This window comes from Acinetobacter sp. 10FS3-1 (assembly GCF_013343215.1).
GTDB lineage: Bacteria > Pseudomonadota > Gammaproteobacteria > Pseudomonadales > Moraxellaceae > Acinetobacter > Acinetobacter lwoffii_C.
On sequence record NZ_CP039143.1, the window covers coordinates 618560 to 643556 of the forward strand.

General features: G+C 45.5%; 17 protein-coding genes and 1 riboswitch. Of the genes, 7 read left to right on the forward strand and 10 right to left on the reverse strand.

Going from position 1 to position 24997, the window contains the following annotated elements; genetic code table 11:
- Window positions 1-163 precede the first annotated feature (163 nt).
- The gene (locus E5Y90_RS02885; protein ID WP_151204223.1) at window positions 164-1966 is read right to left on the reverse strand and encodes an acyl-CoA dehydrogenase C-terminal domain-containing protein; all 1803 of its coding nucleotides are present in this window, start codon (window positions 1964-1966) and stop codon (window positions 164-166) included.
- Between the two features lie 292 nt (window positions 1967-2258).
- Window positions 2259-2891, reverse strand: a complete 633-nt coding sequence (locus E5Y90_RS02890; protein WP_174659354.1) for a hypothetical protein — start codon at window positions 2889-2891, stop codon at window positions 2259-2261.
- 137 nt (window positions 2892-3028) lie between these two features.
- Here E5Y90_RS02890 and baeS point away from each other — a divergent pair, with 137 nt between their 5' ends.
- The 3 genes from baeS to E5Y90_RS02905 all read left to right on the forward strand — a co-directional run bounded on the left by baeS (window position 3029) and on the right by E5Y90_RS02905 (window position 5976).
- Window positions 3029-4687 carry a sensor histidine kinase efflux regulator BaeS gene (gene baeS, locus E5Y90_RS02895; protein WP_174659355.1) on the forward strand — a complete coding sequence of 553 codons (1659 nt, stop codon included), beginning with the start codon at window positions 3029-3031 and terminating at the stop codon, window positions 4685-4687.
- 13 nt (window positions 4688-4700) lie between these two features.
- Window positions 4701-5387 (forward strand): response regulator, encoded by a 687-nt coding sequence (locus E5Y90_RS02900; RefSeq protein ID WP_174659356.1) that lies wholly within the window; start codon window positions 4701-4703, stop codon window positions 5385-5387.
- Window positions 5388-5469: 82 nt separating this feature from the next.
- Complete coding sequence (locus tag E5Y90_RS02905; protein WP_174659357.1) at window positions 5470-5976, forward strand: GNAT family N-acetyltransferase; 507 nt, start codon at window positions 5470-5472, stop codon at window positions 5974-5976.
- A gap of 307 nt (window positions 5977-6283) precedes the next feature.
- Here E5Y90_RS02905 and E5Y90_RS02910 read toward each other — a convergent pair whose 3' ends face one another.
- The 5 genes from E5Y90_RS02910 to E5Y90_RS02930 form a co-directional block, all read right to left on the reverse strand.
- Window positions 6284-7729 (reverse strand): protein adenylyltransferase SelO, encoded by a 1446-nt coding sequence (locus E5Y90_RS02910; protein WP_174659358.1) that lies wholly within the window; start codon window positions 7727-7729, stop codon window positions 6284-6286.
- Between the two features lie 417 nt (window positions 7730-8146).
- On the reverse strand, window positions 8147-9313 hold the full coding sequence (locus E5Y90_RS02915) for an acyl-CoA desaturase (RefSeq protein WP_151204217.1): 1167 nt from the start codon (window positions 9311-9313) through the stop codon (window positions 8147-8149).
- A 397-nt stretch (window positions 9314-9710) separates the two neighbouring features.
- Window positions 9711-10424 (reverse strand): glycerophosphodiester phosphodiesterase, encoded by a 714-nt coding sequence (locus E5Y90_RS02920; RefSeq protein ID WP_174659359.1) that lies wholly within the window; start codon window positions 10422-10424, stop codon window positions 9711-9713.
- A 142-nt stretch (window positions 10425-10566) separates the two neighbouring features.
- Window positions 10567-11151 carry a cob(I)yrinic acid a,c-diamide adenosyltransferase gene (locus tag E5Y90_RS02925; protein WP_174659360.1) on the reverse strand — a complete coding sequence of 195 codons (585 nt, stop codon included), beginning with the start codon at window positions 11149-11151 and terminating at the stop codon, window positions 10567-10569.
- A gap of 95 nt (window positions 11152-11246) precedes the next feature.
- Window positions 11247-13109 carry a TonB-dependent receptor plug domain-containing protein gene (locus E5Y90_RS02930; protein ID WP_174659361.1) on the reverse strand — a complete coding sequence of 621 codons (1863 nt, stop codon included), beginning with the start codon at window positions 13107-13109 and terminating at the stop codon, window positions 11247-11249.
- A 37-nt stretch (window positions 13110-13146) separates the two neighbouring features.
- Window positions 13147-13355: riboswitch (cobalamin riboswitch) on the reverse strand.
- Between the two features lie 144 nt (window positions 13356-13499).
- On the opposite strand from E5Y90_RS02930, the gene E5Y90_RS02935 reads away from it, so the two are divergent.
- Both E5Y90_RS02935 and trpB read left to right on the forward strand, forming a co-directional pair.
- Window positions 13500-14141 (forward strand): phosphoribosylanthranilate isomerase, encoded by a 642-nt coding sequence (locus E5Y90_RS02935; RefSeq protein ID WP_174659362.1) that lies wholly within the window; start codon window positions 13500-13502, stop codon window positions 14139-14141.
- A complete protein-coding gene (gene trpB / locus E5Y90_RS02940; protein WP_174659363.1) occupies window positions 14125-15354 on the forward strand; it encodes a tryptophan synthase subunit beta in 1230 nt (409 codons plus the stop codon). The genes E5Y90_RS02935 and trpB overlap by 17 nt, the downstream gene beginning before the upstream one ends.
- A 190-nt stretch (window positions 15355-15544) precedes the next feature.
- Here trpB and polA read toward each other — a convergent pair whose 3' ends face one another.
- Window positions 15545-18310 (reverse strand): DNA polymerase I, encoded by a 2766-nt coding sequence (gene polA, locus E5Y90_RS02945; protein WP_174659364.1) that lies wholly within the window; start codon window positions 18308-18310, stop codon window positions 15545-15547.
- 163 nt (window positions 18311-18473) lie between these two features.
- On the opposite strand from polA, the gene E5Y90_RS02950 reads away from it, so the two are divergent.
- On the forward strand, window positions 18474-21176 hold the full coding sequence (locus tag E5Y90_RS02950; RefSeq protein WP_174660546.1) for a DUF2339 domain-containing protein: 2703 nt from the start codon (window positions 18474-18476) through the stop codon (window positions 21174-21176).
- A gap of 67 nt (window positions 21177-21243) precedes the next feature.
- On the opposite strand, the gene E5Y90_RS02955 is transcribed toward E5Y90_RS02950, so the two are convergent.
- Window positions 21244-22167 (reverse strand): mechanosensitive ion channel family protein, encoded by a 924-nt coding sequence (locus E5Y90_RS02955; RefSeq protein WP_151204210.1) that lies wholly within the window; start codon window positions 22165-22167, stop codon window positions 21244-21246.
- 9 nt (window positions 22168-22176) lie between these two features.
- On the reverse strand, window positions 22177-22998 hold the full coding sequence (locus tag E5Y90_RS02960) for a hypothetical protein (RefSeq protein ID WP_151207289.1): 822 nt from the start codon (window positions 22996-22998) through the stop codon (window positions 22177-22179).
- Window positions 22999-23100: 102 nt separating this feature from the next.
- Here E5Y90_RS02960 and gspE point away from each other — a divergent pair, with 102 nt between their 5' ends.
- Window positions 23101-24591, forward strand: coding sequence for a type II secretion system ATPase GspE (gene gspE / locus E5Y90_RS02965; protein ID WP_151207290.1), 1491 nt, complete (start codon window positions 23101-23103; stop codon window positions 24589-24591).
- Window positions 24592-24997: the final 406 nt, after the last annotated feature.

The following is a 24997-nucleotide window of genomic DNA, read 5'->3' on the forward strand; positions in this document are numbered from 1 at the left end:
AATTCGGTAGGTTGTTTCTAAAGCTTGAAAGCACAAGTTTTTAGAGAACAATTATTTAAATGTTGATCCTTTATAAAGAAAAAGGACCGCCAAAGCTATGACCGTCCTTTCGCTATTTCTGTACTCATGAGTACAGCTTTTTTAATATCGGCTAGATATTACTTTAAAATGCAAAGTGTTCTGCATCTAAAGCCATCAGTGGCTCTACACCAGTTGCGATCACATCTACATGTGAACGAACGCGTGGCAGAATCTTCTTGAAGTAGAAGCGGGCAGTCGTGATTTTGGCATTGTAGAAATCAACTTCTGTCGTACCAGCAGCCAGAGTTTCCTGCGCAACCAGTGCCATACGTGCCCATAGGTAAGCCAGCGTTACATAACCCGAGAAGTACAGGTAATCGACTGCTGCTGCACCCACTTCTTCAGGGTTTTGCATGGCGCGCATACCGATTTGCATCGTTAAGTCACCCCATTCTTTGTTTAATGCCGCAAGCGGTTCAATAAACTCGGTCAGTGCACTGTTGTCTTTGTTGGCTTCGGTAAATTTGTGGATGATCTTGGTGAAGTCTTTCAACATTGCACCTTGAGTACCCAAAACTTTACGGCCTAACAGGTCAAGTGCCTGAATTTCAGTTGTACCTTCGTACAGGCAGGCAATACGTGTATCACGTACGATCTGCTCCATGCCATGCTCAGAAATAAAGCCGTGACCACCGAAGACCTGTACGCCATGCTTTGCTGCTTCTGAACCGGTTTCAGTCAGGAACGCTTTCGCAATTGGCGTTAGAAGTGACAGGATATTGTCGGCAAACTTACGGTCAGCTTCTTCAGTGCCGTGTTCAACCACGTCAGCATATTGAGCCAGCAGGTAAACCAGCGCACGACCACCTTCAGCAAATGCCTTTTGCGTGAACAGCATGTTACGTACAGCCGGATGTACGATAATTGGATCTGCCTCTTTTTCAGGTGCTTTAGGGCCAGAAAGTGAGCGCATCGCCAGACGGTCTTTTGCATACGCAAGTGCGCCCTGGAAAGAACCTTCAGAAGCCGAAACGCCTTGTATGGCTGTACCGATACGCGCTGTATTCATGAAAGTGAACATGCAGTTCAGACCGCGGTTTTCAGGACCAATCAGGAAGCCTTTGGCATTATCAAAGTTGATCACACAGGTTGCATTGCCATGAATACCCATTTTATGTTCGATGGAACCACAACGTACGCCATTACGATCGCCTATGCTGCCATCCGCATTGAGGCTGAATTTCGGTACGATAAACAGCGAGATACCTTTGGTGCCTTTAGGTGCGCCAGGAAGACGAGCCAGTACGATATGGATGATGTTCTCAGCCATGTCATGCTCACCAGCAGAGATAAAGATTTTCTCGCCAGAAATTGCATAGCTACCATCTGCTTGAGGTTCAGCTTTGGTACGGATAATACCTAAATCAGAACCTGCATGAGATTCGGTCAGACACATGGTTCCTGTCCACTCACCTGAAACCAGTTTAGGCAGATAGGTATTCTTTTGTTCGTCTGAACCATGGTGTTCCAGAGTACGGACCGCACCGTGAGACAGGCCAGGGTACATGCCCCATGCCCAGTTCGCTGTACCGACCATTTCAGAAATACTGATACCCAGGGAGTTTGGCAAGCCTTGGCCGCCATATTGTTCTTCGGCAGAAAGAGAAGGGAAGCCTAACTCGATATATTTTTGATACGCTTCTTTAAAACCGGTCGGGGTCGTTACTACACCGTCGTTCCAGCTACAGCCTTCGCGGTCACCCACTTGGTTTAAAGGTGATAATTCATTTTCACAGAAGTCAGCCGCAGCTTCTAAATACTGATCAACCAACTCACGGCTTACGTTGTCCTGGAATGCTGGAAGTTTTGCATAGTGTTCTTCAGCATTTAATAGTTCATGCAATACGAACTGCATATCACGTAAAGGCGCTTTGTATTGTGGCATATCGGTTTCCTCAATACTGGTTTAACCAGCGTTATAATCCTAAATTAAATACAACGTATCTTCATTGACACGTATCGGCATGAGTCTAATCCTGCAACATCTTCCCTCGCGGTACAAGCATTTCAAGGGAATTTCTTGGTGACTGTAAAGTCAAAGATTAGTATATATCAATGATCAAAAGTATTGAGGGTAAAGACTTTTTGTAAGTTTTTATGAGGCAGGAAAGGTCAACGCATAATAATGCCAGCCAATAAAAAAGCACCCGGAGGTGCCTGATTAGTGAATCATGTTTTTATTGAGATGCAGCCGTTGCTACAGGTGCTTTGGGTTGAAAGCGCACCATACACTGACCATTAATGGTTTGGTCAGCGATTTTAACCTGTACCGCCTTGCCTGGGGCTTGGCCCTGACAGGCCCGAGCAAAAGCAGTCTGTAAAGCCTGGCGTTCTGCCAGATATTGATCGTACTGTTTGACCAGTTCGGCACGTTTTGTATCGGTTAATACGTCAGCGCCGTTCATACCGCCACGGAAATTCCCCTGCATCGGGCGGTGTTCACCGCGCATACCACGGAATTCACCACGTTGTTTCATCTCTTTGCGGTCAGCCTTAAAAAAGATATTACACTGGCCTTCAATAGTTTTATCGCCGGCTTTCACTTGTACTGTGCTGCCAATGGTCTTACCCTCACAAGCCTGCTGCATCTGTTTGCCCAGCTGCATCCGTTCGGTGCGCATGGCCTGGTAGTGTTCGCGCTGCTCAGGAGAAAGCTGATGGGCTTTTTTAGCTGCATGATGCTCATGATGTTTCATCATGTGTGGATGTTCTTTGCTGTCTGGCACCTGGCTGGTCGATTGACAGGCGCTGAGTAAGCTCATAGACACAATGCTGGCACCGATTAAACCTACTTTTGTCATTGCTTTCATCTCGCTACCCCATTTATTAGAAGCTGATTTTTTAGAATGTTTAAAGATTAAATAATAAAGATGAAGAAACAATGGAGGGTTTTTTAATCCCGTGTTCGTTACAATGATGAATACAGAAGAAAAATCGAGTTCTTGCTTTGAAAATTCGTCGTATTCCGATTGCCTTACGCCTGTTTTTAACTGTGCTGTTGACGACGCTGCTCATCACGACGGTGAGTCTGGGCGTATTGCATCTGAATATGCAACGGAACTTCACCCGCTATGTGGCGGATGTGGAAATGCAGAAACTGGATCATGTGATTGAAAACCTTGCAGACGTTTATATGGTTTATCAGGACTGGGGCAATGCCATTCAGGCACAGATTCTGCAAATTGAAGGGGAAGCAGCGCCAGATGATTATGACCGCTTATCACGCTGGTGGTTACGTCGCCAATATGATATTGCCTTGCAGCAGCGTTATTTTCAGGAACAGACTCTGGCCAGTGTTACGCCGTCCAGTATGGTTGAGCCCAGCTTGGCACCGCGACCCGTCAATCAGGAAGAATTGCGCATACTGGCCTCAAATATGCCTTCTCAATTTCAGCCCTTTGAAGGTTTGAGATTTCCACTTAGCTCGAATCAAGGCGCGTTCCGAACCGATCATAAAAATAAGGGGGAGCAATCGGCAGGGCGGCCAGCAGGCAAGAAACAGTTCATTCAAATGCCGGACCGTCTGGGACTCAGTTCGCGTCTGTCTCTTTATGATGCAAAGCGCCGTTTTGTGGTGGGAGAAGCTTCAGATGAGCAGATTTCCTATCGTCCGATTATGGTAAATAAGCAGATTGTAGGTTATTTGGGCTTAAAGCCGGTTTTAGATCAGGATGATGCTTTAAGTATTAATTTCTTTAGTAATCAGAAGCGTTACCTATTTTTGGTTTATGGTTTAAGTATTCTTGCCAGTCTGATTGCAGCGTTGTTGTTGGCGACTTATTTTAAAAAACCGATCCAGCGTTTACTTAATGGTACCCGTGAACTGACCCGAGGTAATTATCAGCATCAGGTCAAAGTAAAACGTAATGATGAACTCGGTGATTTATCCAGTGAATTGAACCAGTTAGCAGTGATTCTGGATCAGCATGAAACATCGCGCCGTCAATGGGTGGCAGATACCTCGCATGAGCTGAAAACACCGCTTGCGGTCTTGCAGGCTCAGATTGAAGCCATGCAGGATGGAATCCGTAAACCAACACCGGAACATTTTGCCTCGATGCTAGGTCAGGTGACGAGCCTGAAAAAGCTGACTCAAGATCTGGCTGCTCTGGCACAGGCTGATTCACAGCAGTTGCAATTTTATTGTGCCACGGTCAATCCTTGGGAAGTGGTACAGCAGGAACTGATGAGCTTCCAGCCAAAATTTGAACAGGCGAAGCTGAGTGTGACTGTCGAAGGCGAGGGGGCAGAACTGGAACTGGATTTGGATCGCTTTAAACAGATTGTGGGCAATCTGCTCAGTAACAGTATTCGCTATACTGAAGCCGGTGGGCAGGTGCATATCCATACGGAGCATGATGACAGCTCGTGGACTTTATATATTGATGACAGTCCATTTGGTTTGACAGATGAGCAACTGGCCCGGATTGGAGAGCGTTTCTATCGGGTTGATGATTCGCGTACCCGGGCCACTGGCGGAACAGGGCTCGGTCTGGCGCTATCATGTAAAATTACTCAAGCAATGGGCGGCAGCCTTAGCTTTGCACATTCACCGCTGGGTGGTTTGCGCTGCAAGCTCAGCTTTCCTAAACAAATGAAATCTTAAAGGAAATAAATTCATGAAACATATCATGCTGGTTGAAGATGAAATCGAACTTGCACAGCTGGTGCGAGACTATCTGGAAGCTGCTGGTTTTGAGGTCAGTATGTTTCATGATGGGCAGGAAGCATATAACAGTTTTATCCAGCGTAAACCCCATCTGATGATTCTGGATCTGATGGTGCCGCGTATGGATGGCCTGACGATTTGTCGTAAGGTGCGTGAGCAATCGGATCTGCCTATTATTATGGTGACCGCGCGGACTGAAGAAATTGACCGGGTACTGGGCCTGAATATGGGCGCAGATGACTATATCTGTAAACCGTTTAGCCCGAAAGAACTCGTGGCGCGTGTACAGGCTGTACTTCGCCGTCTGGACCGTAAGGCGGAGCCGGAAAGTAATGACCTGTTCCGTATGGATAAGTCACAGCAGCGTATCTGGTATCAGCAAAAAGCCTTGAATCTGACCCCAACCGAGTTTCGTTTACTGGAACTGTTCCTGGAACATGTCGGTCAGGTCTATTCACGCGCACAGTTGCTGGATCATATTAATCCGGACAGTTTTGATGTCGCAGACCGGGTGATTGACAGTCATATCAAAAACCTGCGCCGTAAAATTTCGGATGCTGCGGAAACCGGTAACCGTCATGAGTGGATTCAGGCGGTGTACGGGGTGGGTTACCGTTTTGAATATCCTGAGGACTAATTTTCAAGCCTGTTAAAGAAAAGCGAATAGACTGGGGGTATTCGCTTTTTTATGATGAGCAGAAAAAAGTTGAGATGCATTGATGACCCTCATAATCCGACTAGAACAGGCTGAAGATATTCAAAAGATTGCAGAGCTGACTCAGGCGGCCTTTGAACATGTAGAGTATTCAAGCCACACTGAACATTTTATTGTGAATACACTGCGTAAAAGAAATAAGCTCACTGTTTCATTGGTCGCCACAGATGATTGTCAAATTGTGGGACATGTGGCGATTTCGCCTGTACGATTATCCTCAGGAGATCAGGGCTGGTATGGCTTAGGCCCAATTTCAGTTGTACCATCTCGTCAAGGCTTCGGTATTGGCTCAGCATTGATAAATGCGGCTTTGAAGCAATTAAAAACCCGCAATGCTCAAGGATGTGTGCTATTGGGTGATCCAGCGTATTATGCACATTTTGGATTTAAAGCGATTAAAGATTTGAGGTTGGCAGATGTGCCAGCCGAATATTTTCAGGCGATCAGTTTTATTGGGTATTTTCCACAAGGGGAGGTATTCTATGACGAAGCATTTAATGCTACACAATAAGTATCAATTGAGTTTGACTATGTCCTTTCGGTCTTTTTTTGCTCCATAGCGCTGGCATACGACGCTTTGCTCATCTGTAAGTTCCTTTAAAATGGTTTTTCCATGCTTTATGGCACTATTACATGAGCAGTTGCTCAATACCATTCACGAGTTAATAGAATGGTTTTATTGTTCCAATCTCATTTTCTACTTAAAGACACGGTGGTTTTTAGGCAAGTGTACGTCAGTCATTCGCTAGAAATAAATCAAAAAAAGCTGTGGGGGATTGCTTAAATTATCCACAGCTTTGAGTTGGGTTGTGAAGAAATTATGATGAACAGCTGACCATGACTTCTGGTACATCGCTTGGTAAGGGAGCTAAATCTTCAGCTTGTTCTAGGTCTCGCTGTTTTAAATAAGGCTGGCTTAAAAGTTTAAATAGCCGATCGACTTCGGAAAAGTCATCCCGCCCCGCCAGTTCAATGGCTTTCTGTGCCATATGGTTACGCAGAATATAATGCGGATTGGCCAGCGCCATTGCACCATCCAATTCTGCAAGGTTTTGATGTTCACGGATCGTGTTATATAGACTTAAAAAGCTTTCAAATTGACGGCGATCCAGACAATCATCCTTGATCGCGTCATATTCCCTATTTTGCAGGCGAAGGAAGCTTTGGGTGTAATCCAGTTGCTCACTTTGCAAAATTCGTAAAAATGCCATGGCACAGTCAAAGCTGTCTTTATGAAAACGAGGCAGGCCCATTTTCTGGTTTAAGCCATTCCGATAATGTTCAAGGAAGGTCGGTTCATAATGTTCCAGACATTCGGCCAGATCCTGTTTCCATTGTTCTTTGTCATAATTTTCAGGACACAGCGCAACCAGATTATTCAGCCACATCCACAGATTCCAGTGGCCAATGCTTGGCTGTTGCTGATAGGTATAACGGCCCTGATAATCTGAATGGTTGTTAATCCAGTTAGGGCGGAAACGCTCCATAAACCCATATGGACCAAAGTCCAGGGTGGAACCGGTAATATTCAGGTTATCGGTGTTCATTACTCCATGTGCGAATCCAAGCAGTTGCCATTGGGCAATCATTAGAGCCGTACGCTGGATAACCTGGCTGACAAAAGCCAGAATCGGTTGTTCAGCTTGCAGACATTCAGGATAATGCCATTCGATACATTTCTGGGTAAATTCAGGCAGTAACTCAGGCTGATATTGATTGATCCATTCGAAATGCCCGAAACGGATATGGCAATCTGAAGTCCGCAGTAACATGGCACCAGGCTCCAGTTTTTCCCGCTGTACGCCTTGAGCCGAAGAGGTAAAACCGACGGCATTACTCGATGCAACCCCTAAACAATTTAAAGCATGTCCTGCCAGATATTCCCGAATCACTGAACGCAGTACAGCGCGGCCATCTCCCATACGTGAATAAGGAGTGGCTCCTGCTCCCTTTAAATGCAGGTCAATGGTCTGGCCCTGCTGATCTAAAATCTGTGCGATCAGCAAACCTCGTCCATCGCCTAACTGTCCGGCCCACTGGCCGAACTGGTGTCCTGCATAGACCATGGCCAAGGGTTCAAATTCGGCAAAAGTTTTTTGACCACTACAAATCTCGACCCATTGTGCTTTATCCTCTTCAGACCATTGCAACTGTTCTGCGAGTGCAGCATTAAAATGTCCTGCTTTGGCACCTTTAAGTGGTAAAGGCATTTGCTGGTGATAGAGACGGGCAGGGAGCTGAGGATAACGGGAATTAAAATGCATAAGGCACAGGATAATGAAATAATTAAGATCAATATAACAAAGAACCCTGTTTAAAACTGTTGTAAAAAGCAAGTATGCGTAAGAGAAAGTTGAATCAAAAAAAGCTTCTTTGAAAGCTTGGAAGTGGGAAATGCTGCTCAGTGTAGAGTTGGTAAAACTTTTGTTTGAAAAGTTATGATATTAGGATCGGTTTTAAAAAGCTTGTCGAGAATTACTGTAGACCCTCGCAATATTTAAAACTTACAGTTTTCCAGCTCTAAGCGCAAACCTGTAATGCGCATGCCATATTTGCCATACCCAGCTTAATTTAAAATTCCAGGTTTAAAATCGGAGAATGATCCTTAAAAAAAAACGAAGGAGCTTATTTCTAAACTCCTTCATTGAATTGTATCGCCCTAAACAGGACAGTTAATAAAATTACTGTGACACCGGCGCTTTCTTTAAATTACGCACCAACAGATTCAGGGTCTCACGATGGTGGGAAAGACGCTGTTCCACCAGCTGGAATTCAACTTTCAGCTTGTCATCCATCTGGTGAATTTTCTCTGCCATAGCAGCCCTTTTGATCTGGATTTCCTGTTCTTTCAACTTGGCCCAGTCATTTAAGGTATGAGTAAATGCTTCATATTCCAGAGCAATTTTGCTTTTGACATTGGCCATGTCTTCAGTCACGTTATGACCATATACTGCCAGATCCTGCTCGGCATATTTGAACCGCATCGCCAGTTCTGCTTTTTTGATATTAAAACTCGGAATACGGCGCAGATTTTTTGCCAGTCCCAGTTTTGAACAGCTCCAGATCAGCCATTTGGTTGGATCATACTGCCACCATTTCACGCCATTACGGTAATCGTACTGGAAAATGTGATGATAGTTATGATAACCCTCACCCCAGGTCGCAATTGCCAGCCAGAAGTTGTCACGTGCCGTATTTTCATCAGTATATGGGCGTGAACCCCACATGTGGCACAGCGAGTTGATAAAGAACGTTACGTGATGGCTTAGAATCAAACGCACCAGACCACCCAGTAGCAATACGCCCCAGACATCCCCCACAGCCCAGCCAATTGGCAGCAGGATGGCAGCATGGACTGCAATTACCAGAGGGACATAATATTTGTGCTGGAACATCACCACTTTATCATTCAGCAAATCAGGTGCGTTTTTATAGTTCGGTTCCGCGGCAGGATAATCACGAAGCATCCAGCCTAGGTGTGCATACCAGAAACCGTTGTTAATAGAATAGGGATCTTTTTCCACATCATCTACATGGCGGTGATGGGTACGATGACCAGAACCCCAGTACAAAATACTGTTCTGTACGGCAAAGGTTCCCATAATCATCAGAATGATTTTTAAAGGCAAGGTGGCCTCATAAGCACGATGTGCCCAAAGACGATGGTATCCCGCTGTAATACCCAGGCTACTCACGCCCAGTAGAACAAACATGCTGATCCAAGCGGCAAGGCTGAAATCATGGTGATACGCATATAAGGGAATTGCGATCACAGCGACAATGGGCAAAACCACCAAAGCAAAGACTGCGACCCAATTAATTGGGGCTTGAGGTAGGGGAGCATTCATCTCCAACAGCACTCCTGGAACCTGGGAAGGTATAACAAAAAGCAGAGACTACTGCCTGATTTAACAGCAGCAAACTGGGTCATCTTAGCATGCCCCCTGAACCATCACTAGCATTATTGTACAATTGTATTGTACTGGCCGGTAACAGGATAATGAGGGTCTTGCAGGTGGTTTTTCTCGTCAGAAGTGCATCTTGTTTTAGATTAAGTATATAATATTTATCAATATTATTAATCTGTCTATGGGGTTAAAACACTTTAAGTGAATGTTGGCTTTTGATCCTGAATTCACAGATATAAAACAGGGGGAAAAGAAAATATAACCCGATTTTTGGAAATTTTTATTCTAAAAAATAAGATGGATAAGCCTGAATCAAAAAGCAGCGTAATATTACACTTTAAAGTTGCTGCATCATTAATTTGGGATAATCAGTAATCAGGCCTTGAATGCCCCAGTCGCGTAACTCTTTGGCACGGGTCACATCATTGACTGTCCAAACGCTAATGCTAAGTGCTGCAGCCTGAGTGGTCTGAATGATGTCTTTGCTGGCTAATTCATCCATCCAGCCAATCTGGCAGCAGCCCAGTTGCAGTGCCTGATCAATCGCCAGATATTTCACATCCGTTTCGACTAAAAGGCCGCGTTTTAAACGGGATTTTTGTTGTTGTAGGGCTTGATGAATTTTGAGGTCAAAACTGGTGATGACGACAGCCTGTTCAAAGCCTTGCAATTGCTGTTCGAGTTCAGTGGTGATTTTTTCAGCGTCCGCTTCAGAGGCCACACTTTTGACTTCGACTTCAATATGATCAAAATTCTGAATGATCGTTAAGGTCTGATCCAGCAGAGGCGTGGCTTCAACCTTATGCCATTCCGACCAGCTAACGGCATGGTTATATAAGGACAGATCCTGACGGCTACATTCATAGAGCGGTTTTTGTAAACCGGTGGTGCGCACAAAGTCATCATCATGCATGATGATCAGTGCATTGTCCTTCAGCTGGCGTACATCAAACTCGACCGCGCTAATTCCAATATCCTGAATGTACTGAAAACCGCCAAGCGTGTTTTCTGGTGCTTCGCCACGCGCACCACGATGACCAATTATGCGCATAGACTGCTCATAAATTGAGAAGGTGAATTCATTATAGGTGTGCGATATGACAAAAAAATGATAAGCCCTATTGTCGTCAGATGCTGTGTAAATTCAAGCTACATCTGACGCGTATTTTTAGATGCTAAACTGAAATATAATTTTACTTTTCGATGCTGTCATTGATGTTTTTCTGCCACAGAACCTCTGAGCCGCCTTCAGCACGCTGCCAGGTACGTGAGGCCACAAACAGCCAGTCCGAGAGACGATTCAGTAATTGTAGCGAAGCCGCTTGAATATTCTGGTCACGGGAGTGAACTGACATTACGCTGCGTTCTGCACGGCGACATACCGCACGAGCCTGATGGGCAAAACTGCAGACCAAACTACCCGCAGGCAAAATAAAGTCTTTCAGCATCGGTAAGGCTTCATTCATACGGTCAATGTCATTTTCTAGAAATTCAATGGCAACGGGCTGTACCAGATTAAAGTTGGGAATGCAGACTTCACCCCCCAGATCAAACAGCCAGTGCTGGATCAGACTCAAGGATTTATCCCAAGTGGCTTTATCTTCGATTGAACTTACGGAAATTTGTGCACGTAATACCCCAATAATTGCATTCAGCTCATCCACATCCCCCAGTGCAGTGATGCGTAAATCATCTTTAGCCACACGTGAGCCATCGCCCAGTCCTGTGGTGCCTGAATCGCCGGTGCGGGTATAGATTTTACTTAAACGGTGGCCCATGATAGATCCTAAAATAATTAAATGCGGTAAATAAAAAGAATCATGCCATAGGCATGACATGATTCTCAAAAGTATTTATTTAAACTGTTGTGAACTTAATATTTGAAAGTAACACCAGCAGAGGCGAGTCGGCCACCATTGATGTAATAAGTACCATTCTCGCCGAAATACTCTGTCTCATACTGAACATCACCAACATTTTCAATATTGGTGAAGACTTTGACAGATGGAGTGATATTCCAGTAAGCATTTAAATCAATAGTGGCATAACCTGGATTTTTATATCGGTTGTCCCAACTTTTGGATTTTGAACTTCCCACAACTGAAGCACTCAAACCATAGATTTCATTTTGAATACCTGTTGAAAGTGTAACTTTTTGGCGTGGTCTTTTTTGCAGGTCTTCTTTGAGGTCAGCATCTTTTGCCTGTACATAAGCATAAGATGTATTCAGGAATAGATCATTTGCCTTCCATTTATAGGAAAGTTCGCCACCCGTAAATTCTGATTTATTTACATTGACCAATTTCCCAGCTTTGGAAGTGATTAAGTTATCTACTTCATTGCGGTATATCGATAAACTCAGGGCAGAGTGATCTGTAAGTTTTTGATCCAAGCCTATTTCGTAGGCAAAACCTTCTTCTGGTTTTAAATCTGGATTTCCACCCCAGCTCACTGCATATAAGTCATTCATGCTTGGTGCTCTAAATGAGCTGCCAATATTGCTATATACACTTGTAGAAGGGTTAAAGTGATAGCGAATTGCAGCTTGACCTACAGTATGTGAACCAAATCGTTCGTTATCTTCTACACGAATTCCTGCTTGAGTTTGAATTTTGTCAGTCTGATATTGGTGTTGAGCAAAGTACCCTGTAGATTTGGTTTCCTTATCATAAAAAACATCTTCTCCAGGATAGAAAATGCCATCCCACTCATATCCTTCACCTTGATAAAAGATATCTGCCTTCATCTTTTTGTGGGTGATACCCGCAAGAATATTCTGTATAGGTGAGAATTGCCATTTGCCATATAATTCAGCTTCTTGTGCAGTATTATGGACAAAATCTGGTTTATCCAGTTGATCTAAATCATCTTTAAATTGAGAAAGACGCGCATTTAATTCAATATTTGATGCAAGCTGGACTTTACCTTTAAGGTTAAGAATTTCATTTTCAAAATCTTGAGAAACAAGATTTCCATTTAAGTTATACGTACCATTTCCTTCATTTTGACTGAAATCTAAAGAAGTTGAAAAACGTGCTTTCTCTAGGCCAACTTTGGCGCTGTAGCCTTTTTGATCATAGCTATATTTACGCTCATCATTATCTAAAATGACATCGCCATCTGATTCAAGACGTTGACCACGGATTTGTGCATAAAAACCATCTTCAGCAAGATCAGCTCCGATAATGGACTTGTAGGTGCTGTTTTCACCCACTTCTCCAGTAAGAAATACCCCTGTTTTTTCAGGCGTTTTTGAAACCAGCTGGATAACACCGCCAATCGCATCGGTACCATACAGAACAGAAGCAGGGCCCTTTAAAATTTCAATCTGTTTTAGATCGGTCGTATCTATAAACTGAATAGACGCTGATCCTTGGGAAGGAGTATTTAAACGAACTCCATCGCGCATGATCAGGGTATGATCAGATTCAGTACCGCGTAAAAAAATTGAGGCTTGCTGTCCATAACCACCCGTTTGCACCATATTAATTGAAGCATCATCTAATAATAAATGAGGTAATGATGCGATGGGAGATTGTTGCAACTTTACTGGTTCAATGACATTAATCCGCGCCGGTACATTTTCAATTTTTTCTTCCGAACGGGTCGCTGTCACCACAATGGTATCTAAAGATGCTTGTGCAACTTTTTGCTCGGCAGCAGACACAGATGAAGTAAAACCCAACGCAAGCGCGATTGCACCTACCAAGGCAGTAGGTTGAAATTGAATAGACATGAAATGTGCTCCATACATTCACTCCCCGTGAATGATTGAGTTAAAGAACACAACAAGCAGGTATCCGGACTTAAATGCAGTATTTTGCTACTTACTTATCCACCTTCCCACATCGAATATGCAGTGGCGTAAATCAACAGGATTTATAAAGATAAGCTTTTCATTTTTTACCGTTGCGGGGGCAGTGCTGGATTTACACCAGCTTCCCTAAAGCGAGAGGCTTTGACTTGTTGCAAGTTGTGCGCAGTATAAAGTTGGACACAGATTTAAACAATCTGAATTGAGAATAATCCGTATGAACTTTACGCAAGTTTAAAAATTTGCATTACAATGATTCGCCCCAATCTCATAGATCGGCTATGACATGGGCAGATGTAGAGCCAAAAAACGATGCGAACCCGTGCCAAAATTTGTGGAATTACCCGTGTTGAAGATGTACACGCCGTTGTTCGGGCCGGTGCTGATGCAGTCGGATTTGTGTTCTATCCGCCGAGTCCGCGCAGTGTGACAGTGGCACAGGCAGAAGCTCTCATCCAGGCCGTACCCGCCTATGTACAGGTGGTTGGGCTATTTGTGAACAGTACGCTTGAAGAAATTCAGCTTCTTTTAAAAACCGTGCCGCTGGATATCCTGCAATTTCATGGTGACGAAACACCTGAACAGTGCCAAAGTATGGCACAGGCTGTAAGTCGGCGTTGGTACAAGGCCATTCAGGTCAAACCGGAGCTGGATATCGTTGCAGAAATTCAACGCTACCAGAAGGCAGGGGCCAGTGCCGTGCTGTTAGACGCATGGCATCCTGAACTAAAAGGTGGCACCGGGCACAGCTTTGACTGGAACACATTTCCCCAACTCAATATTCCTTTGATCTTGGCAGGGGGGTTAAATCCTGACAATATCGAACAGGCAATTCTCACCACACATGCGTATGCGGTGGACGTGAGCGGCGGTGTCGAGTCCGCAAAAGGTATTAAAGACCAACAACTCATCGAACGCTTTATGCAAGGAGTCCTACGTGGATCAGCAAAATAATGTGATTGACTATACCCAATTCCCGGATGAACGAGGGCATTTCGGTATTCATGGCGGGCGTTTTGTGTCAGAAACTCTTATGGCAGCTCTGGAAGACCTAGAGAAGCTGTATTTCCGTATGAAAAATGACGAACAGTTTTTGGCAGAATTCGACCGTGACCTCGCTTACTACGTAGGTCGTCCAAGTCCGCTTTATCATGCTGAACGATGGTCGAAAGAGTTGGGTGGTGCGCAAATTTACTTGAAACGTGAAGACTTAAACCATACAGGTTCGCATAAAGTTAATAACACAATTGGTCAGGCGCTGCTGGCAAAACTGTCTGGTAAAAAACGAATTATTGCCGAAACAGGTGCGGGCCAGCATGGGGTGGCAACCGCAACAATTGCTGCACGTTTGGGCCTTGAATGTGTGGTTTTTATGGGTGCAGAAGACGTGAAACGTCAGGCGATGAACGTCTATCGGATGCGTCTGCTCGGTGCGACTGTAGTACCGGTGGAAAGCGGCTCTAAAACCCTGAAAGATGCCATGAATGAAGCCATGCGCGACTGGGTGACCAATGTGGATTCAACTTATTATGTGATTGGTACGGTGGCAGGCCCCCATCCGTATCCGCAACTGGTTCGTGATTTTCAGTCGATTATCGGTCGTGAAGCACGCCGTCAGATTCAGGAACAGGCTGGCCGTTTACCGGATGCACTGGTGGCCTGTGTGGGTGGTGGTTCAAATGCGATGGGCCTGTTCTATCCGTTCTTAAATGATCAAGACGTGAAAATGTATGGTGTTGAAGCAGCAGGCTATGGCATTGAATCCGGCAAGCATTCTGCACCTTTAAATGCAGGTCATGTCGGAGTATTGCATGGTAACCGGACTTATTTAATGTCTGATGATCAAGGTCAGATTATTGAAACCCATTCAATTTCTGCGGGGCTGGATTATCCGGGCGTGGGGCCTGAGCATAGCTTCCTGAAAGATATGCACCGTGTCAATTATATGCCGATTAATGATCAGGAAGCTTTACAGGGTTTCCGTGATTTGACCAAAATTGAAGGTATTATTCCTGCGCTGGAAAGCTCGCATGCAATGGCTTATGTGACCAAACTTGCTCCAACGATGGATAAGGATCAGATCATTATTGCGACGGTCTCGGGCCGTGGAGATAAGGACTTGATGACGGTCGCGCGTATTGATGGTGTAGAAATGGTAGAAATGTAATCGGATTTTGAACTGTCCTGAGTCCTTCTCTGTGAAGGGCAGCATAGACTCTGGTCAACTTGAAACAGCACCTGAAAATTGCAGGTGCTGTTTCATTTAAAGACAGCATAAAGTAAAGCAAGAAGCGGCTATTGATAGCCGCTTCTTGCTTGTAATGCTTCTCCGCTTTCACCAGGAGAAAAATGACGGATTAATGTGCTTCATCCCAATTTTTGCCCTTACCGACTTCAACTACCAGTGGCACAGAGATTTCAATCACCGATTGCATGACCTCAGCCAGTTTTGGGGCCAGCTCATCAGCAATGGCTTCATCGACCTCAAATACCAGTTCGTCATGCACTTGTAGCAGCATTTTAGCCTGATCTTTAGGCAGTATCTTGTCGACTTCGACCATGGCTATTTTAATAATATCGGCTGCCGAACCTTGTAAAGGCGCATTAATAGCAGCACGTTCTGCGGCCTTGCGTACCATCATGTTACGCGCATCAATGTCCGGAGTATATAAACGGCGTCCAAGAATGGTTTCAACAAAGCCTTGTTCCAGAGCAACCTGACGGGTGCGCTGCATATATTCATAAATTCCCGGGTAACGGCGGAAATACTGTTTGATATATTCCTGTGATTCCTGACGGGTAAAGCCGAGCTGGCGCGTCAGGCCAAATTCAGACATGCCATATAACAGGCCGAAGTTAACAGCCTTGGCCTGACGACGCTGGTCACTGCTGACCTCTTCGAGTGGAATACCTAGGACTTCTGCAGCAGTACGGCGGTGTACGTCCTGTCCATGAATAAAGGCATCGACCAGCGCATCATCCTGAGACAGATGTGCCATCAGGCGTAACTCGATTTGTGAATAGTCGGCTGCCAGCAGGACACGACCTTCGGGTGCAATAAAGGCTTTACGGATTTGACGGCCGATTTCGGTACGAATCGGAATATTTTGCAGGTTCGGATCGGTTGAAGATAAACGGCCAGTCGCAGTGAGTGCCTGATGATAACTGGTATGTACGCGATGTGAGCTATTATTGACCTGCTTTAACAGGCCGTCGGTATAAGTGCTTTTTAGTTTGGACAGACCGCGATACTCCAGAATCAGTTCGGCAATCGGATGTTCCAGTTTTTCTAAAACGCTTTCACTGGTGCTGTATTGTCCGGTCGCGGTCTTTTTACCGCCTTTTAAACCCAGTTTTTCAAATAAAACTTCACCGACCTGTTTCGGAGAGCTGACATTAAACGCTTCACCGACCATTTCTGTGATCTGGTTTTCTAAGGCTTGCATGGTTTTAGAAAAATCGCAGCTCAACTGATCCAGAAAGCCGAGGTCAAGCTGAATCCCGTTTTCTTCCATGCTGGTCAGGACACGTGCTACCGGCATTTCAATATTGTGCAGAAGATTGACCAGTTCCGGATATGCTTGCAGTTTCGCACTCAGAACTTCATAAAGTCGATACGTTACATGTGCATCTTCTGCGGCATAGTGCGTTGCAGTCTCAATCTCAATCTGGTTAAAGGTTTTCTGTTTGGCACCTTTACCGGCCACCTGTTCATAGGTGGTGGTTAAATGGCTTAAATAAAGACGTGCGACATCATCCATGCCATGCCGGGTTGCAACCGAGTTAAGGACATAAGAGGCGAGCATGGTATCAAAATACCAGCCTGCTAAATGAATACCGTGATTTTCCAGCACATGCGCATCGTATTTCAGATGATGGCCAATTTTCTGAATCGCCTCATCTTCCAGAATCGGTTTGAGCTGCGTCAGAATATCTTCACGATTGAGCTGTTCAGGTACACCTTCATAATCATGTGCCAGCGGGATGTAATAGGCATTTTCTGCATCAAAAGCCACTGAGAAGCCGACAATTCGCGCCACGCGATAATCCAGACTGGTGGTTTCGGTATCAAAAGCAAAGCGTTTTTCTGTGCTGAGACGCTCCAATAGCTGGTCCCAGTCGTCCTGATTTAAAACTGTATGATAGGTCGCCTTACCGAGCTGGTCATTCTCACTACTGAGCGTTGCTTGCTGATCATCCACCTCTTCAGGCTCAGAGGCGGCTTTGGCAGTTATAGATTGGGCCGCCTGTTTATAATTGCGGTTATTCGGGTTATGAGGATGATCCAGCGACTGTAACTGATTACGGAACTCCAGCTCGGTATACAGATTGCGTAAAGCTTCAACATTCGGTTCTTGCAGTTTCAGGTCCTCATAGCCAAAACTCAAATCCAGATCGCAAATAATACTGGCCAGTTGATGATCCAGAGTGATGCCCTCAACATTGTCTTTAATATTCTGGCCGACTTTCCCTTTGATCTTGTCGACATTTTCCAGAATGCTACCGATGCAGCCATATTCAGTCAGCAGTTTGGCAGCAGTTTTGGCACCCACTCCCGGTACACCTTTAATACCATCCGAGGCATCACCCATCAGGGTCAGATAGTCAATGATCTGGTTGGGCCACACGCCAAACTTTTCAAAAACCCCATCGACATCCATTGGTTTTTCTTTAAAGCTGTCTTCCAGGGTCACTTTGTCGGTCACCAGCTGGGCCATATCTTTATCACCAGTAGAAATCAGTACCTGATGGCCCAGCGCTTCGGCACGTTTAGCCAGGGTGCCAATGATGTCATCTGCCTCAGCACCCGGCAGCATATGCAAGGGAATGCCCAAGGCACGGATCAGGGCATGTAAATACGGGATCTGCTGAGATAATTCTTCCGGCATGCTGGGACGGTCACCCTTATAAATCGGTGACAGTTCATGGCGGAAGGTCGGTTCTGGTGTATCGAAGATCACAGCCATATAAGTCGGCTGGGTACGGCGCATCAGTTTTTGAATGGCAGAAATCGCACCACGAATTGCATTGGTGTGCAGACCGGTTGACGTGGTTAATGGTGGTACTGCGTGAAAGGCACGAAATAAAAAGTAAGAGCCATCGACCAAGACAAATGGTGGCATGTAATCAATTCCTTATTCAAAAAACTGCTTTATTGTACGTGATTTTTACTGCACTCGCTGAGGCAAGTCCCGTTCCACAGCTTAGCGAATATCGGGTGAAGATGAAATAAGCAGTGCCAGCTGTTGTATGATGGAAAAGTTCAGGAGAGAGAGAATGATAAGAATGACAGCAGGGCAAAATGAGTTGCGTATGATCTGGCTGATTAGCCTTTTTATCATTGGGGTCAGTGCCTGGTATCTGGATTTGCAGATCGTTACTTATTTATCTGGCTTGGGCTTTTTGATCAGCGTGATGCAATATATCAGTGCGGTGGAAACACCAGTACGTGATATGGCCAGTCCAGCACAGCGTATTGTTCCGGCCAACTCTAAAGTTCCACTGTATATCTCTTCTATTATTGCGATTGTGGGTGGGGTAAGCGAACTCAACTGGTTAATGGGCATCGGGGTAACTGCCTGGATTTTCTTTCTCTTGCGCTGGCTGCAGCGTCTGGAACGGAGTGTCCTTCAGCTACAAGCGCGCTATCCATCTGCAAAGCAGGCTCATCCAAACAGCATGCCAGAAGATGTGGCAGAACCGGTAAGGGAGTCATCTGTTTCGGAACAGCCACAGCTTATTGAACAAATCCAGCACTGGATTTTTCGTGGTAATCCGGTGTTAAAAGCTGCAATTACTATTCTGGTGATTGGCATTATTTTATTATTGCGTTTTGCGACAGAGCACTGGCAACTCAGCCTGGCGGTGAAATTAGCACTGGTGGCGCTGGCTGCCCTCATGGTGACCGGACTGGGCTATGCTTTAATGGTGAAAAACCGGAGTTTTGCTCTGGCACTGGAAGGCTTGGGGCTGGGTGCTTTGTTCCTGACCTTATTTTTTGCCTATTACAGTCTGGTGATTCCCAGCTTGGCGCTGGCCGCTCTGGTTTTTATGATTATTCTGGCGCTGACCCTCTACTTAAGCCTGAAACAGGACAGTATTGAACTGGCAGTGATGGCCTTATTTATAGCTTATCTGGCACCGTTTACCCTGCCAACTCGAGATGCCTCTGCGGTGGAGTTCATCAGCTATTATCTGCTGATCAATATCGGGGTATTGTTGCTGAGCAGTTTCAGGCCCTGGAAAATTCTGAACCAGATTGCTTTTTTGGTCACCGTCATGGTCGGTGGACTCTATAGCCTGATACATGGCACCACCCATGAACGCTATCGTATGACCGCTCTGATTCTGGCCCATAGCACAGTCTTTATCTGGCTGGGTTTTCGCTTTAGCCAGTTGCTGGCCAAGCAGGATCTGTCCCGTTTCCGCTTAAAGCCGGTACTTGATCTGGCCCTCATTTTCGCTGCCCCGATTACTGCCTATCTCTTTTTATACCTGATCCATTTTAATCAGCCTGAGCAGAAACTCTGGCAAGCCGGCTTAAGTCTGCTATTTGCTTTGGTCTTTGCCGTCTGTTGGCACTTGGTTCGTCATAGAGAAACGGTTCAGATCATTTCACAAAGCTATCTGAGCCTGATGCTGATTTTCCTGGCGCTGATTCCACCGATTTTATTGACAGAGCAGTGGAGCGTGGTGGGCTGGGCTGTTGAAGGACTACTCATCTATCTCTGGGCTCTGGAAAAAAATATCCGTGTCGCACATTACCTGAGCATGGGACTGTTGCTGATGGCAGGATTCAGTAGCCTATATTATCTGGTTGAGCTTAATCCGATACCTCGAGAGATCTACTGGATTCTGAGCGTCTGCTATGTGGCCGTGGTCTTTCTTAGCCAGCTCAAAGCCGAATACCGCCAGCAGCTGAATAGTTTCAGTATCAGCTTTCTAAGCCTACTCAGTTTTGCCGCAACCCTGATTCTCTTTGCCTTGCTAGAAGATGAGTTTGCTCAGGACTATGCCTATAGTTTGAGCTTGTTCAGTCTTACGCTTGGTTATGTCATTTTAAGTGAAATCGTCCAGCATAAACATCAGGCATGGGGCTGGTTATTGCCCAAATGGAGCGGGCTTACACCTTTAATGGTGATTGCGGTCATCTTGGCTGTGGATCATAGTCAGAATGCCGTACTGGTCTGGCAAAGTAATCTGGAACGTGGCGTATTTGGCCTCTCAGCGCTATTGCTGACTACGTTATGGCTAAGACCGATCAAGGGCATGGAGCTGTCTAAAGAGTGGATGAGTTTTGGTGGATTCAGCAGTTTGGCCTTGGCCAGCCTCTGTCTGATGCCGAGCATGCCTTATCTGAGTATGGTGATTTTACCGCTGGTTTTCTGGCTCTGGTGTTATAGGCAACCAGCAAATTCAGACTGGTGTTTGTTCTGGCAGAGTAAAAGCTGTCTGTTTCTGATGGGAGGGTGGTTACTGTGCTCACAACTTTTCAATCGGCAAGCTTTTGAATACTACTGGCTGCCGCTACTCAACCCATTTGATCTGATTAGCTTGGCGATGCTGGCCAGTTTTATCTGGATGCTGTTACAACAAATTCGGGCCGGACAGGACCGCGGCATGATGTCGGTGTTGATGGTACTGAGTCTGCTGTGGCTGTCGAGTTATATCGTTTTGCGCGCCTTGCATATGTATCTGCAAACACCCTTTAATAGTCTGGCGCTATGGAGCAATGCCACAGTCCAGCTGAGCCTGACCATTCTGTGGGTATTACTGGCATGGGTAACCATGTGGACTGCAACCTTAAAAAAACTTAAACCGATGTGGGTTCTAGGGGGCAGTATTTTGGTGATAGTCAGTTTGAAACTGGTGTTATTCGACCTGTCGCATACTGGTACGCTGACCCGGGTGATTTCTTTCCTGCTGGCTGGTGGAGTAATGTTATTCATTGCCTATATTGCACCGATGCCAGAGGGAGAAAAGATCTAAGAAGAGCTTCAAGATGGTTTAAGTAGTTCACCTCCTCCCTTGGTAAAAGGGAGGGGGGGGAACGACATTATTTTAAATACGGCTCTCTTTTTAACTCTTTTTCATTGGCATATTGGTCAATTTCTGCATTTTCCAGTGGGCGGGACAGCGGATGATCGACAAAGCCCATTTTCGGAACTGGAATCTCAATCTGGTTGTCGACAAAGCCGTTACGAATCCGTTCCTGCATTTCATCTCGTACTTGCAAATAATTTTCCTGCTGGCACCAAATGGCAAACAGCAATTCAATTGAAGATTCACGGAAGGCAGTCACTGTTACCGCCGGTTTCGGATCAGCCAGAACCAGCGGATATTTATTGGCAACATCAAGCAGTACTTCACGCACTTTAATAATGTCTTCATGAAAGTTAATTGCCAGAGTAATCGGAATGCGCCGGATCGGGAATTTGGACAGGTTCTGTACTGGAGCACGAATCAGCTGTTCATTCGGCAAACGCACATAAATATTGTCCTGGGTCAAAAGCTTGACCGAGAGCAAGTCAATAGAGATGACTTCACCTTCAATTGCATGTCCGCGAATTAAGGTAATCTGAATAGTGTCACCCACTTCAAAAGAGCCTTCACCAATCAGGAACAGTCCGCTGATCAGGTTGGAAGCAGACGTTTGTGAAGCAAAACCCAGAGCGACTGTTAAAATCCCCGCAGCACCCAGGAAGACACTCAGTTTAAAGCCGGCTTCTTTCAAACTGGCCATGATGAACAGCAAGAAGATGAAATAAAAAATCCCGCGCCGCCAGACCAGTTTCTGATGCGCATTGAAACGCATACCGATAGTGCGAATAAACGTATTGGAAACAAAACGTGCAATCAGAAAACCAATAAAACTTAATACCACTGCCACCAGAACCTCAGTCAGGCGCTCCGTATTAATATTGGTAAATACGGCCTTGAGACTGCTGGTGATTTCGGCTGGAAGACTCGAATTAGGCATCACACGCTCTTAGAAAAATGAATCAAACATATTAAATAAATTTCCCGCCGGATCACGCGGTGGATGTAAATAATTAACTTCGCCTGCATGGGGAGGAGTGCGGTTTTCCACCCGAATCCGCGGCGGACGGTCCAGTCCTTCATGCAATACTTTAATTTGAGATGTCCATAAGCGCCCCGTACTTTCACTATAAAAGAGTGGCAAGGCCAGAACGGGAACACTCATCCGGTCAAAACGCAGCTGCTGGTGACTGGTATTATGAAACTCAATTGGGGTGACAGCCCGAAACGCACGGGGACGTAATTGCTTCAGTTCAGTCCGGCCATCGACCGCGGTAGCATAACAAATTTCACCCGAGCGATGATTCGGTCCGAACCAGGTGTCTTTGGGTAGAATTACTGGAAGATCAAAAATGGGTTCACGTTGACCTTCAACAAAACCGGCAATCCAAAGCGGGGTACTGATATATAAAGTCCCGCGCTGACCGGCTGGAATATAAATCGGATCAACCGGTTTAATCACTACCGAGCGGTCAGCCAGGCGAGGCATCAGCTGCAGTTTGCTTTGAGTCAGCTTGAACATATAGCGTTCGATTTTGACCGGCGAAGGGAAGGCAAAATGTGGATCATCAATCTGATGCCACTGCTGCTCATAATCATACTGTACCGCAGGCCGGTAATATTCCAGACGCCACTCCTGCAAGCCGCGGGTCAGGCGGAACAGCAGGGAGCCGAATTGCCAAGCCTTAGATTCATTAATTTCAAAATTCTGCTCTCCCCACCACTGTATTTTGGGAGATGTTAAGCTATATTCCTCTTGATCTTGTGACAATCCTGGCTCCCTTTCTTGCTAAATCTTTGAAAACATACTTCACGCTGTCATATGCTTAGAGTACACTCAATTTAAATTTTTTCATCATTATTATAATCTGCAATGCAAGTACTGAAACAATTACAAATTCCATATAGTTTCGCCAAGCGTCATGGTGTGCTGTTGCGTTATGAGGGTGATCAGGCCTTCATTGTCCGCCGGGACAATACCTCCATGCTTGCATTGCAGGAAGCACGCCGTTTACTGGGACATCCTGCACATTATCTGCTGTATAGCGAGCAGGAGTTTAACCAGTTGTTGAGTGCCAGTTTTGCTGGCGACAGTGGCGAGTCGCAGCAGGTCGCAGCTGGCCTGGAAGACCATCCCGACTTACTCAGCTTGGCCGAATCGGTTCCGGAAGCTGAAGACCTGATGGATCAGGAAGATGATGCACCGATTGTCCGGCTGATTAATGCCTTATTGTCCGAAGCCATTCGGGTAGGTGCCTCGGATATCCATGTCGAATCATTTGAGAAAAGACTGTCTGTACGCCTGCGTGTCGATGGGCAGCTGCGCGAGATTGTCCAGCCACGCCGTGAACTAGCTCCTTTGCTGGTTTCCCGGATTAAAGTGATGGCCAAGCTGGATATTGCCGAAAAGCGCATTCCCCAAGATGGCCGTATTTCCTTACGTCTGGCAGGACGTGAAGTCGATGTTCGTGTCTCGACCTTGCCTTCGTCTTATGGTGAACGGGTGGTAATGCGTCTGCTGGATAAGCAGGCTGGCCGCCTCAATATGACCCATCTGGGCCTAATGAGTAAAGACTATGAGCGTTTAAAGACGCTGGTACATCGTCCGCATGGAATTATTCTGGTCACCGGGCCTACGGGTTCGGGTAAAACCACTACCTTATATGCCGCGCTGTCTGATCTGAATGATGGCTCTAAAAATATTCTGACCGCAGAAGATCCAGTAGAGTATCAGCTGGAAGGGATTGGTCAGACTCAGGTCAATACCAAAGTTGATATGACTTTTGCCCGGGCTTTAAAAGCCATGCTGCGTCAGGATCCTGATGTGGTGATGGTCGGCGAAATTCGTGATCTGGAAACTGCAGAAATTGCGGTACAGGCCTCGCTTACCGGTCATCTGGTACTTTCCACATTACATACCAATACTGCAATTGGTGCCGTGACCCGTCTCAAAGATATGGGCATCGAACCATTTTTATTATCCAGCTCTTTAATTGGGGTGGTAGCTCAGCGGTTGGTTCGGACTTTATGTCCGCACTGCGCGACCTGGCAAGCAGCAGATAGTTTTGAAAAAGGTCTGTTTGAAAATATTGAGCATCCACAGGAATTAAAATTACCGCAACCGCAAGGCTGTGAACGCTGTGGCAATACCGGTTTTAGCGGGCGTACCGCGATTTATGAAATTGTACCGGTAGATGACCATATGCGCCGTTTGATTCATGGCAATGCCGCAGAATATGAACTGGAAAATTATGCACGCCAGCAGTCTGGCTCCATTCGGGATGATGGCTTGCGTAAAGTCTTGGCAGGGAAAACCACGATTGAAGAAGTGCTGCGTGTTACCAATGAAGCGGCGGAGTCATGAAAATACGCTTCTTTGTTTTTTAGCATGCTTGAGGCTGTTAGAGCTCTGATATTCTCAAAATGCAATTTGCAGAGTCTGTACCAAGAAAATGGGCACTCGTCCTTTCGCCATTAAGCCATAAATATGATGAGTGATAGTGATAAAACCCCAATAAAACCTTAACTTAAAAGGGTATTATCTATTATTTTGAATAGGGTTAATGGGCTATTGACCTAAATTAATCTATATTTCGATCAATTGCTTGTATTTAACCTTATGAGTATGAAAGGAAACTCTTTTTAAAAAACTTGTTTTCATGGGGGGCATTTTTATTGACCATCCTTGAAAATAATGAAAAACCGACTTGAGAACAAGCCGGTTTTTTTGAATGGTTGTACTATATTTCGCTAAAGAAACTTATGGATAG

What these genes read in the sequence shown, in the direction of transcription:
- E5Y90_RS02885 (WP_151204223.1), bottom strand. Translation starts at nt 1,966, where the DNA reads ATGCCACAATACAAAGCGCCTTTACGTGATATGCAGTTCGTATTGCAT.
- E5Y90_RS02890 (WP_174659354.1), bottom strand. Translation starts at nt 2,891, where the DNA reads ATGAAAGCAATGACAAAAGTAGGTTTAATCGGTGCCAGCATTGTGTCT.
- E5Y90_RS02900 (WP_174659356.1), top strand. Translation starts at nt 4,701, where the DNA reads ATGAAACATATCATGCTGGTTGAAGATGAAATCGAACTTGCACAGCTG.
- E5Y90_RS02905 (WP_174659357.1), top strand. Translation starts at nt 5,470, where the DNA reads ATGACCCTCATAATCCGACTAGAACAGGCTGAAGATATTCAAAAGATT.
- E5Y90_RS02910 (WP_174659358.1), bottom strand. Translation starts at nt 7,729, where the DNA reads ATGCATTTTAATTCCCGTTATCCTCAGCTCCCTGCCCGTCTCTATCAC.
- E5Y90_RS02915 (WP_151204217.1), bottom strand. Translation starts at nt 9,313, where the DNA reads ATGAATGCTCCCCTACCTCAAGCCCCAATTAATTGGGTCGCAGTCTTT.
- E5Y90_RS02920 (WP_174659359.1), bottom strand. Translation starts at nt 10,424, where the DNA reads ATGCGCATAATTGGTCATCGTGGTGCGCGTGGCGAAGCACCAGAAAAC.
- E5Y90_RS02925 (WP_174659360.1), bottom strand. Translation starts at nt 11,151, where the DNA reads ATGGGCCACCGTTTAAGTAAAATCTATACCCGCACCGGCGATTCAGGC.
- E5Y90_RS02930 (WP_174659361.1), bottom strand. Translation starts at nt 13,109, where the DNA reads ATGTCTATTCAATTTCAACCTACTGCCTTGGTAGGTGCAATCGCGCTT.
- E5Y90_RS02935 (WP_174659362.1), top strand. Translation starts at nt 13,500, where the DNA reads ATGCGAACCCGTGCCAAAATTTGTGGAATTACCCGTGTTGAAGATGTA.
- polA (WP_174659364.1), bottom strand. Translation starts at nt 18,310, where the DNA reads ATGCCACCATTTGTCTTGGTCGATGGCTCTTACTTTTTATTTCGTGCC.
- E5Y90_RS02950 (WP_174660546.1), top strand. Translation starts at nt 18,474, where the DNA reads ATGACAGCAGGGCAAAATGAGTTGCGTATGATCTGGCTGATTAGCCTT.
- E5Y90_RS02955 (WP_151204210.1), bottom strand. Translation starts at nt 22,167, where the DNA reads ATGCCTAATTCGAGTCTTCCAGCCGAAATCACCAGCAGTCTCAAGGCC.
- gspE (WP_151207290.1), top strand. Translation starts at nt 23,101, where the DNA reads ATGCAAGTACTGAAACAATTACAAATTCCATATAGTTTCGCCAAGCGT.